This is a genomic window from Enterobacter ludwigii, assembly GCA_023023105.1.
GTDB classification, from domain to species: Bacteria; Pseudomonadota; Gammaproteobacteria; order Enterobacterales; family Enterobacteriaceae; genus Enterobacter; species Enterobacter adelaidei.
Genome location: CP083824.1, coordinates 1,276,507 through 1,295,715, shown reverse-complemented (window position 1 = coordinate 1,295,715; position 19,209 = coordinate 1,276,507). Strand labels below are relative to the sequence as shown.

17 protein-coding genes are annotated in these 19,209 nt (G+C 55.1%); 4 read left to right on the top strand and 13 right to left on the bottom strand.

Annotated elements, in window-relative coordinates; translation table 11 throughout:
• The first annotated feature begins 30 nt into the window (after positions 1–30).
• From LCD46_06085 to LCD46_06075, 3 genes are read left to right on the top strand one after another with little or no spacing between them, the layout of a single operon-like run.
• The gene (locus LCD46_06085; protein UOY71885.1) at positions 31–1,263 is read left to right on the top strand and encodes an alginate lyase family protein; all 1,233 of its coding nucleotides are present in this window, start codon (positions 31–33) and stop codon (positions 1,261–1,263) included.
• Between the two features lie 28 nt (positions 1,264–1,291).
• Complete coding sequence (locus LCD46_06080; protein ID UOY71884.1) at positions 1,292–3,226, top strand: heparinase II/III family protein; 1,935 nt, start codon at positions 1,292–1,294, stop codon at positions 3,224–3,226.
• Between the two features lie 47 nt (positions 3,227–3,273).
• Positions 3,274–3,597, top strand: coding sequence for a cupin domain-containing protein (locus tag LCD46_06075; protein ID UOY71883.1), 324 nt, complete (start codon positions 3,274–3,276; stop codon positions 3,595–3,597).
• Positions 3,598–3,681: 84 nt separating this feature from the next.
• On the opposite strand, the gene sucD is transcribed toward LCD46_06075, so the two are convergent.
• From sucD to sdhC, 8 genes are all read right to left on the bottom strand, one after another.
• On the bottom strand, positions 3,682–4,551 hold the full coding sequence (gene sucD, locus LCD46_06070) for a succinate--CoA ligase subunit alpha (GenBank protein UOY71882.1): 870 nt from the start codon (positions 4,549–4,551) through the stop codon (positions 3,682–3,684).
• Positions 4,551–5,717 carry an ADP-forming succinate--CoA ligase subunit beta gene (sucC, locus tag LCD46_06065; GenBank protein UOY71881.1) on the bottom strand — a complete coding sequence of 389 codons (1,167 nt, stop codon included), beginning with the start codon at positions 5,715–5,717 and terminating at the stop codon, positions 4,551–4,553. Before sucC ends, sucD begins: the two co-directional genes overlap by 1 nt.
• 82 nt (positions 5,718–5,799) lie before the next feature.
• Positions 5,800–7,020 carry a 2-oxoglutarate dehydrogenase complex dihydrolipoyllysine-residue succinyltransferase gene (gene odhB, locus LCD46_06060; GenBank protein ID UOY71880.1) on the bottom strand — a complete coding sequence of 407 codons (1,221 nt, stop codon included), beginning with the start codon at positions 7,018–7,020 and terminating at the stop codon, positions 5,800–5,802.
• 14 nt (positions 7,021–7,034) lie between these two features.
• The gene (gene sucA / locus LCD46_06055; GenBank protein ID UOY71879.1) at positions 7,035–9,842 is read right to left on the bottom strand and encodes a 2-oxoglutarate dehydrogenase E1 component; all 2,808 of its coding nucleotides are present in this window, start codon (positions 9,840–9,842) and stop codon (positions 7,035–7,037) included.
• Between the two features lie 233 nt (positions 9,843–10,075).
• Positions 10,076–10,792, bottom strand: a complete 717-nt coding sequence (sdhB, locus tag LCD46_06050) for a succinate dehydrogenase iron-sulfur subunit SdhB (GenBank protein UOY71878.1) — start codon at positions 10,790–10,792, stop codon at positions 10,076–10,078.
• A 15-nt stretch (positions 10,793–10,807) separates the two neighbouring features.
• Complete coding sequence (gene sdhA / locus LCD46_06045) at positions 10,808–12,574, bottom strand: succinate dehydrogenase flavoprotein subunit (protein ID UOY71877.1); 1,767 nt, start codon at positions 12,572–12,574, stop codon at positions 10,808–10,810.
• Positions 12,574–12,921, bottom strand: coding sequence for a succinate dehydrogenase membrane anchor subunit (gene sdhD / locus LCD46_06040; protein ID UOY71876.1), 348 nt, complete (start codon positions 12,919–12,921; stop codon positions 12,574–12,576). The genes sdhA and sdhD overlap by 1 nt, the downstream gene beginning before the upstream one ends.
• Positions 12,915–13,319: a succinate dehydrogenase cytochrome b556 subunit gene (gene sdhC, locus LCD46_06035; protein ID UOY72902.1), complete on the bottom strand. Its 405-nt coding sequence runs from the start codon at positions 13,317–13,319 to the stop codon at positions 12,915–12,917. Before sdhC ends, sdhD begins: the two co-directional genes overlap by 7 nt.
• A gap of 639 nt (positions 13,320–13,958) precedes the next feature.
• On the opposite strand from sdhC, the gene LCD46_06030 reads away from it, so the two are divergent.
• Positions 13,959–15,242: a citrate synthase gene (locus LCD46_06030; GenBank protein UOY71875.1), complete on the top strand. Its 1,284-nt coding sequence runs from the start codon at positions 13,959–13,961 to the stop codon at positions 15,240–15,242.
• Positions 15,243–15,327: 85 nt separating this feature from the next.
• On the opposite strand, the gene nei is transcribed toward LCD46_06030, so the two are convergent.
• The 5 genes from nei to LCD46_06005 are packed head-to-tail and all read right to left on the bottom strand — an operon-like array spanning position 15,328 to position 19,205.
• Complete coding sequence (gene nei / locus LCD46_06025; protein ID UOY71874.1) at positions 15,328–16,119, bottom strand: endonuclease VIII; 792 nt, start codon at positions 16,117–16,119, stop codon at positions 15,328–15,330.
• Positions 16,120–16,137: 18 nt separating this feature from the next.
• Positions 16,138–16,878 carry a 5-oxoprolinase subunit PxpA gene (gene pxpA, locus LCD46_06020; GenBank protein ID UOY71873.1) on the bottom strand — a complete coding sequence of 247 codons (741 nt, stop codon included), beginning with the start codon at positions 16,876–16,878 and terminating at the stop codon, positions 16,138–16,140.
• The gene (locus tag LCD46_06015; GenBank protein ID UOY71872.1) at positions 16,865–17,797 is read right to left on the bottom strand and encodes a biotin-dependent carboxyltransferase family protein; all 933 of its coding nucleotides are present in this window, start codon (positions 17,795–17,797) and stop codon (positions 16,865–16,867) included. Before LCD46_06015 ends, pxpA begins: the two co-directional genes overlap by 14 nt.
• Positions 17,791–18,447 (bottom strand): 5-oxoprolinase subunit PxpB, encoded by a 657-nt coding sequence (pxpB, locus tag LCD46_06010; GenBank protein UOY71871.1) that lies wholly within the window; start codon positions 18,445–18,447, stop codon positions 17,791–17,793. The genes LCD46_06015 and pxpB overlap by 7 nt, the downstream gene beginning before the upstream one ends.
• Before the next feature lie 14 nt (positions 18,448–18,461).
• Complete coding sequence (locus LCD46_06005; GenBank protein UOY72901.1) at positions 18,462–19,205, bottom strand: type 2 GTP cyclohydrolase I; 744 nt, start codon at positions 19,203–19,205, stop codon at positions 18,462–18,464.
• Positions 19,206–19,209: the final 4 nt, after the last annotated feature.

Genomic DNA, 19,209 nt, shown 5'->3' with positions numbered 1-19,209 from the left:
ATGACGGGTATAAATGTAAGGAATATACCGATGAATTATCGCAACATTGCGTTTATCAGCGCGCTGTTCTCAACCTCCGCGTTAGCAGCGAGTGGGAATACACAGCCTCAGGGCTCGAATGACGACTGCCTGACGTACGATTGCAGGCAGATGCTTGAGATAAAAGAAAGTATTCAGCGCGGAGATCAAACCTACGCTCCCGCCTGGAAAAATCTGCTGCAGAAAGCAGACCAGGCGCTGGAACATAAACCCTGGAGTGTGACCGATAAAAAATTGTTACCGGCGTCCGGGAATAAGCATGACTATTACAGTTTTGGTCCCTACTGGTGGCCAAACCCGGATACCAAAGACCATCTTCCCTGGATTCGTAAAGACGGCCAGATAAACCCGTCATCTAAGACAGACGATACGGACAGCAAACGCCTGGTGCAGTTCTCTGACGACGTCCGAGCGCTCTCACTGGCCGCATTTTATAGCGCAGACGCCCGCTATGCGCAAAAAGCGGAAATCATGTTGGACACCTGGTTTCTGAACAAGCAAACCCGAATGAATCCTGACCTCAGTTACGCCCAGGCAATTCCGGGCATAGTGAATGGCCGGGGGATTGGCATTATTGATACGCGCGTGTTGATCGACGTCGCTGACAGCATCATCCTGCTGCAACATGCGGGCTTCCTCTCGGATAAAGCGGTTCAGGGTTACAAAAGCTGGTATTCGGACTATGCCACATGGCTGTTATCCAGTGCTAACGGCCAGGAAGAGGGAAACTGGTATAACAATCACGGCGCCTGGTATGACGCGCAGGTTACCGCCTTTTCGTTGTTCTCCGGTGACGTCAAACAGGCTCGTCGGCAAATCGATATTTTCAAAAATCGCCACCTTGCTGCTCAGGTGAACGTCAAAGGCGAACTACCGGCCGAGCTTGAACGAACTCGCTCCTTCCATTACACCAATTTTGCTCTGGCAGCCTACGCCAGAATGGGGCGCTACGGTGAAATAACCGGTGATGATGTCTGGAATTATGCACTGGATGGGCGAACCATGAAAAAAGCCTTTTCCTTCGTCAGCCAGCAAACCGGCAAAGACGCCAGCGACTGGCCGTATCAGGAAATAAAATACAACCCTGAAGAGGCTACTGGTCCGTTACTCGCCGCAGCGAGAGTCTGGAAAGACAATGACTTCAGCAAAAATGCCGCGCTATTGACGCAGGCAAATGACACCGATATCAACATCCTGACCCCGGGCTCTGTATTGGTGAAGTAAGCGCCACGTCAACGCATACAGGTAGATAATGAAACAGTTTACAGAAGCACAGATTGCCGCTGCAAAAGCCCGGGTAACGCCGGAGATCCTTCGCCGCCTGGAGGAAAACAACCGCGACGTCCTTAACCACGACACGCTGGTTCCGCAAACGGGCTGCGCCACCTGGAACCACTATTTTTACTGCCCGGAACACAGCGTGCGGCTGTTCTGGGACCGGAAATCGCCCAATAAGCACCGTTGCCCGGTTGATGGAGCCGTCTTTACCGGTGAACCTTACTATGGTGCCTGGTGGCGCTGGCTTAACGGGCTCAATGCTAAAGCGTGCTATGAGCTGGGCATCCTCTGGCTGCTAACGGACGATAATAAATACCTCAATAAAATTACCGATATCCTGATGCAGTACGCAAAATACTACCCTGACTACGAAGAACACGGCGGTATTCCTTATAACGGTCCCGGTAAAGCCAACGCGCAGACGCTGTGTGAAGCCAACTGTCATGCCGATTTTGCCCGTGGATTCGATATCGTCAGCGCCGCGCTGACGACAGAACAGTATGAGTATATTTCCCGACGCCTGCTGCGCAGCGGAGCCGATTTTCTGATGCAGCACCGTAGCAATCAAATCCACAACCACGAGGTGAAGATCAGCGCGACCATCGGCATTATCGGCGCGATTCTCGACGACGATCGCTATCTGACGTTTGCCGTTAACAGCCCTTACGGCCTGCGGTATCAGCTGGAACATGCCCTGCTGCCCGGCGGCTTATGGTTCGAAGGTTCGCTGCATTACCACTATTACGCGCTTGAGGCGTTCATGGGCTTTGAGAAATTCGCCCAACATGGTCCGTTCAGCCTGCTGGATAAGCCCTGGTATACGAACATGCTGTCGCTGCCATTGGCGCTGCTGATGCCGAATATGACCCTGCCTAAAGTAAACGACTGCGTGAACGGCCAGGAGAGACTCGGCCACGCCGATATCTATGAATTTGCGTTCAACTATTATGGCAACCCGCAATATGGCGAGCTGTTAGCCTGGCTATACACCGCTGGACCGCGCGACAACATTGATGCCCTTTTCTATGGGCAACCGCTGCCGGCGCAGGCGTTAAGCGCCCCGGAGGGTAATGAGCATAATCCTGACGCCGGATTTACGATAATCCGCAACGCGCCAGGCCGCGCCGTATGCATTAAACATGGCCCTTATGGCGGCGAGCACGATCACTACGACAGACTCAACCTTATCGTCTTCAATAACTACAGCGCGCTGTTCCCCGATCTGGGCACAACCGGCTATGGCGCACCGCTGCACTATGGCTACTACAAAAATACGTTTTCGCACAATACGCTGTGCGTCAACGGACTCAACCAGCCCCCTGCACTACCCAAGGTTCTCGATTACCAGCAGCAGGAGGGAGAATCGCGGCTGATCGCCGAAGTGGACTGGTGCAGCGCCGCTGTGTTACCCGACAGCAAAACTCACGTGGAGTGGGATGATGAGTCCTACCGGGATATCGTTTTTCGCCGTAGCATCGTCGTGACGGAAAACCTGCTGATTGATAAATGGGACGTCGATAATCCTCACTACCAGTGCGTCGATGCGGTTTACCACATCAACGCCTCAACAACACCGACGGCGCCACAGAATGGCGTCCGGATCTGCTACCCCTACGTTAAGCAGGCAACTGAACAGCCGCTGAAGGGTAAAATGGAGGTTCACTTCCAGGCCGACGCCCCGGTTTCTGTCACCTGCTTTTCGACCAACAATACGGCGTTAATCAAAGCTCAGGGACCGAATAACCCTTCGACATCGATGATCGACTACCTGCTATTACGCAGCCGAGATAAGCGCATTTCCTTCGTGTTTGTCACAGATTTCACGGGCACCGGGAAAGTCGATATCGTGAAGAGCGACGATACAATAACCGTGATTGACATGACGTTAAACCGCACATACCGCCTCTGACAGCTCGGTCAGAAGTCACTCATTCACTATACAACTGAGGTAATACGATGTTTGTTTTTCACAATCAGACCCAGCTGGAAGAGGCTGGGAATGGCGTAACCCGCCGGATCCTCGCCCATGCCGGCAATATGATGGCGGTTGAAGTACATTTCGCGCAGGGTGCCATCGGCCCCATGCACAGCCATCCCCACGAGCAGTTGACGTATGTTCTCTCCGGTGAGTTTGAATTTACCATTGGCGACGAAACGCATATCGTCAGAGCAGGCGATACGCTGTACAAACAACCCAATGTTATGCACGGCTGCGTCTGTCACAAGGCGGGAACCCTGCTGGATACCTTTACGCCGATACGTGAGGATTTTCTGCAATAAAAAAAGGCCGCTTTACAGCGGCCAACCATGTCGAAACGGACATTTTTTTATTTCAACGCTCTCCTTGCAGAGAGCAGAGAGGATTTACTTAATGATGGTTTTCAGTGCTTCGCCGATATCCGCCAGGCTGCGAACGGTTTTCACGCCTGCGGCTTCCAGCGCTGCGAATTTCTCATCAGCCGTACCTTTACCACCCGCGATAATCGCACCTGCGTGACCCATACGCTTGCCTTTCGGCGCAGTCACACCCGCGATGTAACCGACAACCGGCTTGGTCACGTGTTCTTTGATGTAAGCAGCCGCTTCTTCTTCAGCGCTACCACCGATCTCACCGATCATCACGATCGCTTCGGTCTGTGGATCTTCCTGGAACAGCTTCAGGATGTCGATGAAGTTAGAGCCCGGGATCGGGTCACCGCCGATGCCCACACAGGTGGACTGGCCGAAGCCGTAATCGGTGGTCTGTTTGACCGCTTCATAGGTCAGCGTACCGGAGCGGGAAACGATACCCACTTTGCCCGGCTTGTGAATGTGGCCTGGCATGATACCGATTTTGCATTCGCCTGGAGTGATAACGCCTGGGCAGTTCGGGCCGATCATACGCACGCCAGCTTCATCCAGCTTAACCTTCACGGTCAGCATATCCAGCGTCGGGATGCCTTCAGTGATGGTGATGATCAGTTTAATACCTGCATCGATCGCTTCCAGAATGGAGTCTTTGCAGAACGGTGCCGGAACGTAGATGACGGTCGCGGTTGCGCCAGTGGCTTCTACGGCTTCACGCACGGTGTTAAACACCGGCAGACCCAGGTGCGTAGTACCGCCTTTACCTGGCGTTACGCCGCCAACCATTTGCGTACCGTAGGCAATCGCCTGTTCGGAGTGGAAAGTCCCCTGGCTACCGGTGAAGCCCTGGCAGATAACCTTGGTATCTTTATTAATTAAAACGGACATTATTTCCCCTCCACTGCGGCAACAACCTGCTGAGCTGCATCCGTCAGACTTTTCGCTGCAATAATATTCAGGCCGCTGTCAGCCAGTTTTTTCGCGCCGAGTTCAGCGTTGTTACCTTCCAGACGCACAACCACCGGAACGTTAACACCCACTTCTTCCACTGCACCGATGATACCGTCGGCGATCAGGTCACAACGCACGATACCGCCGAAGATGTTAACCAGAACGGCCTTCACGTTGTCGTCAGACAGGATGATTTTGAACGCTTCGGTTACGCGCTCTTTGGTTGCGCCACCGCCTACGTCGAGGAAGTTTGCTGGCTCACCGCCGTGCAGCTTAACGATGTCCATGGTACCCATTGCCAGGCCCGCACCGTTAACCATGCAGCCGATGTTGCCATCCAGCGCCACATAGTTCAGTTCCCACTGTGCAGCCTGCGCTTCACGCGGGTCTTCCTGAGACTGGTCACGCATTTCGCGCAGATCCGGCTGGCGGAACAGTGCGTTGCCGTCAGCGCCCAGTTTACCGTCGAGGCAGATCAGATCGCCCTGAGTGGTGATCACCAGCGGGTTGATCTCGATCAGCGCCAGGTCACGCTCCAGGAAGATGGTCGCCAGACCCATGAAGATCTTGGTGAACTGTTGAACCAGTTTACCTTCCAGACCCAGTTTGAACGCCAGCTCACGACCCTGGTAAGGCATTGGGCCTGCCAGCGGATCGATAGCCACTTTGTGGATCAGATGAGGGGTTTCTTCTGCCACTTTTTCGATTTCCACGCCGCCTTCGGTAGACGCCATGAACACCACGCGACGGGAACTACGGTCAACAACCGCACCCAGGTACAGTTCTTTCGCGATGTCGGTCGCGGCTTCTACCAGGATCTGGTTAACCGGCTGGCCGTTCGCATCTGTCTGGTAGGTCACCAGACGCTTGCCGAGCCAATGTTCAGCAAACGCACGAATCTCTTCTTTGCTCTTAACAACCTTCACACCGCCCGCTTTACCACGGCCACCAGCGTGAACCTGACACTTAACTACCCAAGGGCCGGAACCGATTTTAGATGCGGCTTCTTCTGCTTCACGCGGGGTAGTACAGGCATAACCCACCGGAGCCGGTAAGCCATACCGGGCAAACAGCTGTTTGGCCTGATATTCATGTAAGTTCATGTGTTCTATCCATCCTTCAGGTAATCGTTAGGTCGTGCTTTTATAGGCCCGGCAGCTATATGCCGCCGGGCAAGACTGCAAACTAGACGTCGAGCAGCAGACGCGTTGGATCTTCCAGCAGCTCTTTAATCGCCACCAGGAAGCCAACGGACTCGCGGCCATCGATCAGACGGTGATCGTAAGACAGTGCCAGGTACATCATCGGCAGGATCTCAACTTTACCGTCTACCGCCATAGGACGATCTTTAATGGCATGCATACCCAGGATCGCGCTCTGCGGCGGGTTAATGATTGGGGTAGACATCAGCGAACCGAATACGCCGCCGTTGGTAATGGTGAAGTTACCGCCGGTCAGGTCATCTACGGTCAGCTTGCCGTCGCGGCCTTTCACAGCCAGCTCTTTAATATTTTTCTCGATATCAGCCATACCCAGGGTATCCACGTCACGCAGTACTGGGGTCACCAGGCCACGCGGAGTAGATACCGCCATGCTGACGTCGAAGTAGTTGTGGTAAACCACGTCATCACCGTCGATGGACGCGTTCACTTCCGGGTAGCGTTTCAGCGCTTCAACCACCGCTTTCACGTAGAAGGACATAAAGCCCAGACGGATACCGTGACGTTTTTCAAACGCGTCACCGTACTGCTTACGCAGGTCCATGATTGGCTTCATGTTCACTTCGTTGAAGGTGGTCAGCATCGCGGTGGAGTTTTTCGCTTCCAGCAGACGCTCAGCCACACGCTTACGCAGGCGAGTCATTGGCACACGTTTTTCGCTGCGGGCACCCAGAGCAGGCTGCGCTGCTGGCGCTGCCGCAGGGGCTTTTGCTTCTGCTTTCGCAGGCGCTTTCGCCAGGTGCTTCTCGATATCTTCGCGGGTCAGACGACCACCCACACCGGTGCCTTTAATAGCAGCCGCATCCAGGTTGTGCTCAGCCAGCAGGCGACGAATCGCCGGGCTGAGCGCATCGTTGGTCTGCTCTTCCAGAGAAGCCTGCTGGCGTTGAGCCGGCGTAGAGGCTTTCTCTTCAGATTTCGCGCTGGACTCTTTGCCCGCGCTGTTGCCTTCGCGCAGGCGACCCAGGATCTGACGAGAGGTTACGGTTGTGCCTTCATCTTCCAGCACAGCATCCAGAACACCATCCGCCGAAGCCGGTACTTCCAGTACCACTTTGTCAGTTTCGATTTCTACCAGCACTTCATCGCGCTTAACGGCATCGCCTGGTTTTTTGTGCCAGGTAGCGACGGTCGCATCTGCTACAGATTCAGGCAGGTCGGGAACAAGAATATCTACGCTACTCATTATGTATCCTTTAATTAATCGACGTTCAGCGCGTCATTGACCAGATCTTGTTGCTGCTTCTGGTGAACGGACATATACCCTACCGCCGGTGAGGCGGAGGCCGGGCGACCTGCATAACGCAGGGCTGACCCAAATGGAATCACTTCACGGAAATGATGCTGGCTGCAGTACCATGCGCCCTGGTTGAGCGGCTCTTCCTGGCACCAGACAAAATCATGTACGTGAGCGTAAGGTTTCAGCGCTTCCTGCACCGCCTGGTGCGGGAACGGATAAAGCTGTTCGATACGCACGATGGCGACATCTTTCTGATCGTTCTTACGGCGCTGTTCCAGCAGGTCGTAATAAACCTTACCAGAACACATCACCACACGCTTCACAGCCTGCGGATCCAGTTCATCAATCTCACCGATGGCTGGCAGGAAGGTGCCATTCGCCAGTTCGTCCAGGCTGGACACGGCCAGCGGATGACGCAGCAGGGATTTCGGCGACATCACCACCAGCGGACGGCGCATACCGCGCAGCGCCTGACGACGCAGCATGTGGTACACCTGAGCCGGGGTGGACGGCACGCAGACCTGCATATTCTGCTCAGCGCAGAGCTGCAGATAACGTTCCAGACGCGCGGAGGAGTGCTCCGGCCCCTGGCCTTCATAGCCGTGCGGCAGCAGCATCACCAGGCCACACATACGGCCCCATTTCTGCTCGCCGGAGGAGATGAACTGGTCGATCACAACCTGCGCACCGTTGGCGAAGTCACCGAACTGCGCTTCCCAGATAGTCAGGGTGCGAGGTTCTGCGGTGGCGTAACCGTATTCGAATGCCAGCACCGCTTCTTCAGACAGCACGGAGTCCCAGACCTTGAACTGGCCCTGACCGTTGTGCACGTGCTGCAGCGGAGTGTAGGTTGAACCGTTGGACTGGTTGTGAACAACTGCGTGACGGTGGAAGAAGGTGCCACGGCCCGCATCTTCACCGGACAGACGAACAGGAATACCCTCGTCAACCAGCGTTGCGTAAGCCAGGGTTTCCGCGCCACCCCAGTCAAACAGCTTCTCGCCTGCTGCCATGGACTGACGGTCAGCGTAGATTTTCTGCACGCGAGACTGCATCTCAATGGCGTCAGGCACAGTGCTGATGCGTTTAGCCAGCTCCTGCAGGCGCTTCATTTCGACCTTGTTCGGGTAGCTCTCATCCCACTCGTGGTTGAGGTACGGCGACCAGGTAAAGGAGTGCATGTTCATTGGGCGCAGCTCTTTCACCACGCATTCACCCGCATCCAGCGCGTCGCGGTAGAGGTTGACCATTTCGGTCGCATCTTCCAGCGTCGCCACTTTGTCGCTCTCCAGCTTGTCAGCATAGATTTTGCGCGGGGTCGGGTGTTTTTTGATTTTCTGGTACATCAGCGGCTGGGTTGCACTTGGCTCATCCGCTTCGTTGTGGCCGTGACGACGGTAGCAGAAGAGGTCAATGAACACATCGCGCTTGAAGGTGTTACGGAAGTCCAGCGCCAGACGGGTAACAAAAGCAACGGCTTCCGGGTCATCCGCGTTAACGTGGAAGATCGGCGCCTGTACCATTTTACCGATGTCGGTGCAGTACGGGGTAGAACGTGCATCCAGCGGGTTAGAGGTGGTGAAGCCCACCTGGTTGTTAATCACGATGCGAACGGTACCGCCCACTTCGTAACCACGCGCTTTGGACATGTTCAGGGTTTCCTGAACCACGCCCTGCCCTGTTACCGCCGCATCACCGTGGATGGTGATTGGCAGTACTTTATTGCTGCTAGGCTCGTCCAGACGATCCAGACGCGCACGCACGGAACCGATAACCACCGGGCTGACGATTTCCAGGTGCGACGGGTTAAACGCCAGCGCCAGGTGAACCAGACCACCTTCGGTTTCGATATCAGACGAGAAGCCCATGTGGTACTTCACGTCGCCGGTGCCGAGGTGTTCTTTATGTTTGCCCGCGAATTCGTCGAACAGATCCTGCGGTTTTTTACCCAGCACGTTGACCAGTACGTTCAGACGACCACGGTGCGCCATGCCCAGCACCACTTCACGGGTGCCGCTCTTGCCGGCGTGACGAATCAGCTCTTTCAGCATCGGCACCAGCGCATCACCGCCTTCCAGCGAGAAGCGTTTTGCGCCCGGGAATTTCGCGCCAAGATAGCGCTCAAGACCCTCGGCAGCGGTCAGTTCGTTCAGGAAGCGTTTTTTCTCGTCAGCCGAGAAGGTCGCGTGGCCCGCTACGGATTCGATACGCTGCTGGATCCAGCGTTTCTCTTCGGTAGAGGTAATGTGCATGTATTCCGCGCCGATGGAGCCGCAGTAGGTTTGCTTGAGCGCGTCAATCAGATCGCCCAGCTTCATCGTGTCTTTGCCGATGGCAAAGGAACCTACGTTAAAGCTTTCCTGGAAATCGGCCTCGGTCAGATCGTGATACGCCGGATCGAGATCCGCCACACGGTCTTGCTGCCACAGTCCCAGCGGATCGAGATTCGCATGCTGGTGACCACGGAAGCGATAAGCGTTGATAAGCTGCAGGACTTTAACCTGCTTCGCATTGGTGTCAGGGTCGGAAATCGCAGAAGAGTAACGTGAGGCATCCTTCGCCAGACGACGGAAATAATCACGTGTTTTGGAATGGAATTGATCCGGTTTGACTCCCGTGCCAGGCAACTGCTGGAACATGGAACGCCAGTTTGCGTCCACTGAGTCAGGATCGGTTAAGAAGTCTTCATAGAGCTGTTCTATCCAGCTCTGGTTGGCACCAGAGAGGTAAGAAGAGTCCAGCCAGGCTTTCATTGCGCCGTTCTGCATCGTGATCCCTTAAGCATTTTTATGCTTACTTTCGCCGTAGAAACTACCACGCACACCACGTGTACGTGCCGGGGTTCACCTGCGAGCTCTTTTCATTTGGCCCGCGAAGGAACCTTTAGAAACTGTCTGGACTTCAGGGTAGTACAGGGCAGTTTTTAAAGGTTTCTGCAATCTGTCCCCTCTCCCACGGGGAGAGGGTCAGGGTGAGGGGAACAGCGCTCCCCTCTCACTACTTACGCACTGCGCTGCAACAACATCGACTTAATATGGCCGATGGCGCGCGTCGGGTTCAGCCCCTTCGGACACACACTGACGCAGTTCATGATGCTATGGCAGCGGAATACGCTGAAAGCGTCACTCAGTCCTTCCAGACGGCTATCGGTTTCGGTGTCGCGGCTATCGATCAGGAAGCGATAGGCAGCCAGCAGACCCGCCGGGCCGATAAACTTGTCCGGGTTCCACCAGAACGATGGGCAGGACGTCGAACAACATGCACAGAGAATACACTCGTACAGCCCATCGAGTTTTTCACGCTGCTCAGGAGACTGTAAGTGCTCGCGAGCGGGCGGATTTTGCCCATTATTCAACAAGTAAGGCTTAATCTTCTCATATTGTGCATAGAATTGCCCCATGTCCACCACCAAATCACGCACGACCGGCAGGCCAGGCAGAGGACGGATAACAATTTTCTGACCTGGACGCTGCAACGCGGAAATTGGCGTGATGCAGGCCAGGCCATTTTTGCCGTTCATGTTCACGCCGTCAGAGCCACACACCCCTTCACGGCAGGAACGACGAAACGACAGCGTCGGATCTTTTTCTTTCAGCTGGATTAAGGCATCCAGCAGCATCATGTCACGACCTTCTTCCGCTTCCAGGGTGTAATCCTGCATACGCGGAGCATCATCAACATCCGGGTTATAACGATAAACTGAGAATTCGAGTTTCATTATCCTGTCTCCGCATTAGTAAGTACGAATCTTCGGCGGGAACGCCGGACGCAGTTTCGGTTCCATGTTCACCTGACGGCGCGTCATGGTTTCCGATTCTGGCAGATACAGGGAATGGCACAGCCAGTTTTCATCGTCACGCTCCGGGAAGTCGAAGCGGCTATGCGCGCCACGGCTTTCGGTACGGAAGTTTGCCGACATCGCGGTGGCAAATGCAGTTTCCATCAGGTTATCCAGCTCCAGGCACTCAACGCGCTGGGTGTTGAACTCGCTGGAAGTGTCGTCCAAACGGGCATTTTTCAGACGCTCGCGGATCGCTTTCAGCTGCTCAAGACCTTTGGCCATCGCGTCACCTTCACGGAATACCGAGAAGTTGTGCTGCATACATTCCTGAAGCGCTTTACGGATTTCCACCGGATCTTCGCCGTTACGGTTGCCGTTCCAGCGGTTGAGGCGCTCAAGAGAGGCACCAATTTCGTCGTCGGTCGCGTCACGCAGGTCGCCCTGCTCGGCAATGGATTCCTGCAGATGCAGACCCACCGCACGACCAAACACCACCAGGTCCAGCAGGGAGTTGCCGCCCAGACGGTTGGCACCGTGTACGGATACGCAGGCGATTTCACCTACTGCGAACAGGCCAGGGATGACCACGTCTTCGCCCTGCTCGTTCACGGTCAGCGCCTGACCGGTCACTTTGGTCGGAATACCGCCCATCATATAGTGGCAGGTTGGGATTACCGGAATTGGCTCTTTTACAGGGTCAACGTGAGCGAAGGTACGGGACAGTTCCAGGATGCCTGGCAGACGGGACTCCAGTACTTCTTTACCCAGATGGTCGAGTTTCAGCTTGGCGTGTGGACCCCATGGGCCGTCGCAGCCGCGGCCTTCACGGATTTCGATCATGATGGAGCGCGCCACCACGTCACGACCCGCCAGGTCTTTCGCATTCGGGGCGTAACGCTCCATGAAGCGCTCGCCGTGTTTATTCAGCAGATAACCACCTTCACCGCGGCAGCCTTCTGTTACCAGAACGCCCGCACCAGCGATACCGGTTGGGTGGAACTGCCACATCTCCATATCCTGCACCGGCACGCCCGCGCGGATAGCCATACCGACGCCGTCACCGGTGTTGATGTGGGCGTTAGTGGTGGACTGATAGATACGGCCTGCACCGCCGGTTGCCAGCACGGTTGCACGTGCTTTGAAGTAGACCACTTCACCGGTTTCGATGCACAGCGCGGTACAACCCACAATTGCGCCATCGGCGTTTTTCACCAGATCCAGCGCGTACCACTCGGAGAAGATGGTGGTGTGGTTTTTCAGGTTCTGCTGGTACAGGGTGTGCAGCAGCGCGTGGCCGGTACGGTCAGCCGCCGCCGCAGTACGTGCCGCCTGCTCGCCGCCGAAGTTTTTCGACTGGCCGCCAAACGGACGCTGATAGATGGTGCCATTTTCCAGACGGGAGAACGGCAGACCCATATGGTCCAGCTCCAGAATCGCTTCCGGGCCAGTCTTACACATATATTCGATGGCATCCTGGTCGCCGATGTAGTCGGAACCTTTTACCGTGTCGTACATGTGCCATTCCCAGTTATCTTCATGGGAGTTACCCAGCGCAACGGTGATACCGCCCTGCGCAGACACAGTGTGGGAACGGGTTGGGAATACTTTTGAGAGCAGCGCACAGGTCTGGCCGCTCTGGGAAATTTGCAGTGCGGCACGCATACCTGCGCCACCCGCACCAATCACGACAGCATCAAATTCTCTGACTGGCAGTTTCATTACACACCCCACACCACAACGAATCCATAAATAACGTAAACCACCAGAGCAACGACGATTGCCAGCTGCAGAGGAAGGCGAATAGCCAGTGGTTTAACGTAATCGGTCAACACCTGCCACATGCCAATCCAGGCATGAATAAGGATGGAGAACAGCGCCAGCAGGGTGAACACTTTGGTGAAGGCAGATCCGAAAAACCCACTCCAGATTTCCCACGTCAGCGTGCCGCTGGTCGCGAAGAAACCGATCATATAGATAATGTAAAGGGTGAGAACGATAGCGGTAGCACGGACCAGAATGAAGTCATGTACGCCGTTGCGTCCTAATGCGGAGGCGTTGCTTACCATACGAGAACTCCTGCGAGAAGTGAAAGCACGACTGTAATCACAAATGAAATGTTAGCGGAGCGTTTCCCGGCTTCGAAGGTTTCTTCCAGGTAGCCAAAGTCCATCAGCATATGGCGAACACCCACCACAACGTGGTACGCCAGCGCGGTCAGAATGCCCCACATGATAAATTTCACGAAGAAGCTGTTCATGATGGCAGAGGCCTGGAGGAATCCTTCAGGAGAAGAGAGGCTGGTGCCCAGTAACCACAGCAGAATACCGACCGCCACAAACGTAATCACACCAGAAACGCGGTGCAAAATGGACGCTATTGCTGTTACAGGGAACCGGATCGTTTTGAGATCCAGATTGACAGGTCTTTGTTTTTTCACATTTCTTATCATGAATAACGCCCACATGCTGTTCTTATTGTTTCCTTCCTCCGGACTGCGATGCGGGTCAAGCAGCGTTCCTTTTCTATAACTGCGCGTCATGCAAAACATTGCTTCCAGATGCTTAAACGACACGTTACAACGCTGGGTGGCTCGGGATTGCAGGGTGTTCCGGAGACCTGGCGGCAGTATAGGCCGTTCACAAAATCATTACAATTAACCTACATACAGTTTGTCGGGTTTTCTCTGGAACAGTGATCAGGGTCACGATAACAACATCTTTTTAAATTTTAATCATCTGATTTGACAAATGTTAAACAATATTGTTACAAACGTCAGCAGAAAAGGCATATAATGCGCAAAAGTTATGAGGTCTCTCTTTCACCTGACAAATAGTTATGTAACAGTGTGATGGTATTGACCGAAGTTATCAGGACAGTTATTAGTGATATACAGGTTTGAATAATTCGGACTGCAAAAACGCTGATTTGCTGTTGTTTCACTGATATTTCATTCGTTTACCTGCAAGGCGCCATAGCTCTGTACCCTGGTTTGTCCTCGTGAGCTGAGCGGTAAGCCAAATAACAATCTGGTAACGGTGATTAACAGCTGAAAGCAAATCCGGTAAAGCGCAGTCTTAAGCATAAGGCGCTAAGGAGACCGTAAATGGCTGATACGAAGGCAACGCTCACCCTAAATGGTGACACTGCTATTGAACTGGATGTGCTAAAAGGCACGCTCGGTCAGGATGTTATTGATATCCGTACGCTGGGTTCTAAAGGAGTTTTCACCTTTGACCCTGGATTCACCTCTACCGCATCTTGCGAATCCAAAATCACCTACATTGACGGTGACGAAGGTATCCTGCTCCATCGCGGCTTCCCCATCGATCAATTAGCCACTGAATCCAACTACCTGGAAGTGTGCTACATCCTGCTGAACGGCGAAAAACCGACGCAGGCACAATACGATGAATTCAAAACCACCGTGACCCGTCACACCATGATCCATGAACAGATTACTCGTCTGTTCCATGCGTTCCGTCGTGACTCTCACCCGATGGCGGTGATGTGCGGGATTACCGGTGCGCTGGCGGCGTTCTACCACGATTCTCTGGACGTGAATAACCCACGCCACCGTGATATCGCGGCGTTCCGTCTGCTGTCCAAAATGCCAACCATGGCAGCGATGTGCTACAAATACTCCATCGGTCAGCCGTTTGTGTATCCACGTAACGACCTCTCCTATGCCGGCAACTTCCTGCGCATGATGTTCTCCACGCCGTGCGAAGAGTACGAAGTGAACCCGGTTCTGGAACGCGCGATGGACCGTATTCTGATCCTGCACGCTGACCACGAACAGAACGCCTCTACCTCCACCGTACGTACCGCAGGCTCTTCAGGCGCGAACCCGTTTGCCTGTATCGCTGCGGGCATCGCCTCCCTGTGGGGACCGGCGCACGGCGGCGCGAACGAAGCGGCGCTGAAGATGCTGGAAGAGATCAGCTCTGTGGAACACATTCCTGAGTTCGTGCGTCGCGCGAAAGACAAGAATGACTCCTTCCGCCTGATGGGCTTTGGTCACCGTGTTTACAAAAACTACGACCCACGCGCCACCGTGATGCGTGAGACCTGCCACGAAGTGCTTAAAGAGCTGGGCACCAAAGATGATCTGCTGGAAGTGGCGATGGAGCTGGAACACATCGCGCTGAACGACCCGTACTTCATCGAGAAGAAACTCTACCCGAACGTCGATTTCTACTCCGGTATCATCCTGAAAGCGATGGGTATTCCGTCTTCCATGTTCACCGTGATCTTCGCTATGGCGCGTACCGTCGGCTGGATTGCGCACTGGAACGAAATGCACAGCGAAGGCATGAAAATCGCCCGTCCTCGTCAGCTGTATACCGGCTACGAGCAGCGTGATTTTAAGTCCGATCTGAAGCGCTAAAAGACAAGCCCGGTGGCGCTAACGCTTACCGGGCATACAAGTGCGAAACGTAGGCCGGGTAAGGCGTAGCCACCACCCGGCTTTTTTATTTCTGACAGTGTGGACACCAGTAAAACGGTCTTGAAGAAAGCATCATCCTGTCGATAATCCCGCCGCACCGCTCGCACTTCTGCCCCGCCCGATGAAACACCTTGAACCGGAACAGCGCCCCGTGATGCTTATTGTCATCCACCACTCCGCGCGTGTTGTACGACAGTCGCGGGATGTCCAGCAGCGCGTGGGACAGCGCCTCCAGCCGTTCATCGCTCAGCTGAGAGGCTTTATGCTGCGGCGCCAGCCCGACTTCCCAGAGGATTTCCACCCGCAGGTAGTTGCCAAGCCCGGCCAGAAACGCCTGGTCAAGGAACAGGCCGGAAAACTGCCGGTTACGGAATTTGGGCGATAACAGTCGGGCCTTCACATCGCTCGCCGTCAGACGCATATCCAGTACGTCCGGTCCCACTCGCTGTAGAAACTGGTGTGCGAGCAGTTGCTCCGGCGTTAACATTTCGATATCAGAGGCGCTATAGAGCAGGATCGCCTTATCGGCAGTTTGCAGCCTGACGCGCAGCACGCGGGTAGTCTGCGGCTGTTCACCCGCCTCCACCACTCGCCAGACGCCGTAAAGCTGGTTATGGCTATATAACGTCAGGTTATGGGAAAAATGCGTGAGCAACGCTTTGCCGCGCGTTTCAATATGGGTTACCGTCTGCCCCACCAGCTGTGATTCAAACGGTTTCAGTTGAGGAAAAGCAAACCAGACCTCCGTCAGATGTTTGCCCTTTATCGCCGCCTCGAGGCTATCCGCCGCGCGGCGGATCTCCGGGCCTTCTGGCATTTTTCTGTCCTTTCATGATTAGTCTGCGCTGACAAGGATGCCCTCCTCAGAGAACGCTGCCCGCAAGCGGCGCGCGAACTGGAGCGCATGCTCGCCATCACCATGTAAACATACCGTATCAGCCTGAACGTGCGCCGATGTGCCATCCACGGCGGTGACCCGCCCGGCGCGCACCATCTCCAGCGTCTGGGCCAACGCTTTACCTTCGTCCGTTATCAGCGCACCGGCTTGCGTACGCGGTACAAGACTGCCGTCGGGTTGATAACCCCGGTCGGCAAAGACCTCCTGCCGCGTGGTTAACCCCAGACGCTCGCCGGCGCGAATAAGCTCGCTGCCTGCCAGACCCACCAGGATCAGCTGTGAATTGCAGTCTCTTACCGCACGGGCAATAGCATCTGCCAGCGCCGGATCTTTTGCCGCCTGGTTATAGAGCATGCCGTGCGGCTTCACGTGGCGCAGCGCGCCCTTCTCGGCGCGAACCATCGCCTCCAGCGCGCCAATCTGGTAGAGCACCTGAGCGTAGACCGTCTCAGGTGGCAGGCTCATCGCGGTGCGACCAAAGTTCTCCCGGTCAGGGAAGCTCGGGTGAGCGCCAATCGCCACGCCATTTTTGATGGCTCGACGCACGCTTGCGAGCATGATTTGCGCATCGCCCGCATGAAAGCCGCAGGCGATATTGACCGAAGAGACCAGTGTCATCAGCTCCGCGTCGGCACTCCCGCCCTCGCCCAGATCGGCGTTTAAATCAATCTTTGCCATCAAGCCTCCACGCCAGTTGTTCCAGATAACGCTGCTGATCCTGACGCGCTTTTAGCGCTTCCTCCAGCGAACATTGCACAAAATGAATCGGCTGCCCGAGAGGGATTTGTGCCAGATGGTAGCGATCGGCTTCAATAATGCAGGCAATTCGCGGGTATCCCCCCGTCGTCTGCGCATCGTTCATCAGTACGATGGGTTGACCGTTACCCGGTACCTGAATGACACCGGGCAATAAACCGTGGGAAAGCAATTCCCGGTCGGTGGTACGGGTCAGCGGTTGCCCCTGAAGACGATAGCCCATGCGGTTACTTTGCGGACTTATTTTCCACGGTGAACGCCAGAAAGACTCCTGAGAAACCTCATCAAACTCCTGATATTCCGGTCCGGGCAACGCGCGGATTTGATTTCCCCACAACAGCTGTTTTACGCCCAGCGTCGTAGAGAAATGGCGGGCTGAAGGTTTAATCGCAAGACGATCTCCGTCGCGCAACAAACGTCCTTCGTGCCCACCGATACCCGCTTTTTGATCGGTACTGGAAGCCCCCATGACCTCCGGTACATCAATGCCGCCCGCGACCGCAAGATAGCTCCGGACGCCGTGCAGAGGTCGTTTAAGCGTCAAACGCTGCCCGGCTTTCGCCCGCAGTCTCCAGCCCGTCCAGACGGCTTTGCCATCCAGCGTAGCGTCACACCCCGCTCCGGTTAAGGCAAACCATGTCTCCTGAGCAAACTCAATGACACATTGACCGAGCGTAATTTCAAGCGCAGCCGTATTGCCGGGGTTGCCCACCAGCACGTTAGCAATCTCCAGTGCAGGCCTGTCCAGCGCACCACAATAGCTGACGCCAGACTGGCGCAAACCAAAGCGGCCTGCATCCTGAACGGAGGTGTAAAGCCCGGCGCGAATAAGCGTTAACATACCCCCTCCTTCTGCGGGATAAAGCGAAGGGTATCGCCTGGACGCAAGAGAACCGGCGATTCCTGCCCGGGTTCAAATAACGGCGTGGACGTGTGTCCAATAAGCTGCCAGCCACCCGGTGATGCCAGTGGATAAATGCCGGTCTGCTCACCGCCAATCGCAACAGTACCTGCTGGCACACTCAGGCGAGGCTCGGCGCGACGCGGCGTATACAGCCTTGAAGAGAGCCCTCCCAGATACGGAAAGCCCGGTTGAAATCCTAAAAACCAGACAACGTAATCAACGGAGGCGTGCAGCTCAACGACCTGCTTTTCCGTTAAGCCGCAGTGTTCAGCCACCACAGAGAGATCGGGCCCCTGCGCACCACCATAAACGACCGGGATCTCAATCGTTCTGGAGTCAGGCTCCAGCGCCTCACTCTCTTCCCACCAGCGCTGCAAACGTTCGATGGCATCGAGGGCCAGAGTATGCGGATTACGCAGTACCACGGTGATGTTATTCATACCTGGAATGGTTTCCACCACTTCAGGGATCTCGGCCAGACGCTGCGTCAGCCGCCAGATACGCTTTTGTGTGGCTAGCGTGATCGGGGGTTCAAGCTCCAGTACGACTGCGGTTTCCCCCAGAAGATAACAACGCGCTCGCTGCACTTAATCACCTCTCATCAGGCCGGGTTGGGGATATCAATAAAGGACACATCCAGCTCGGTATTTTCCGTCAGCCATTCACTGAGGGCACGAATGCCACCGCGCTCAGTGGCATGGTGGCCTGCCGCGTAAAAGTGCAGACCCTGCTCACGAGCAGAGTGAACCGTCTGCTCTGAGACTTCGCCGGTGATGAACGCATCGACGCCGAAGCGGGCAGCGCTGTCGATAAAGCCCTGTCCGCCACCGGTACACCAGGCAACACGTTTAACCAGATCCGGTCCGGTATCACCGCACCACAATGGGCGACGCCCCAGACGCGCTTCAATCCAGGAGGCCAGCTCCAGACCCGGAACCGGCATCGCCAGTTCGCCCCACGGCACCAGAGGTTCAATCTCACCCATCACGGTAATTCCCAGAAGCTGTGCGAGCTGGACGTTGTTTCCCAGTTCCGGGTGTGCATCCAGTGGCAGGTGATAGCCGTACAGGTTGATGTCATTTGCCAGCAGCGTTTTCAGGCGGTTGCGCTTCATTCCGCGAATAATCGGCGATTCGTTTTTCCAGAAATAACCGTGATGGACAATCACCGCGTCTGCGTCCTGACGGACAGCTTCATCCAGCAGCGCCTGGCTTGCCGTCACACCGGTGATAATTTTCTGTACCGTTTCACGTCCTTCAACCTGAAGCCCATTCGGGCCATAATCGCTGAAGGAGGCACTGTTCAGTTTTTCGTTAATCAGGCTTTCCAGTTCGCTATTTTTCATCATG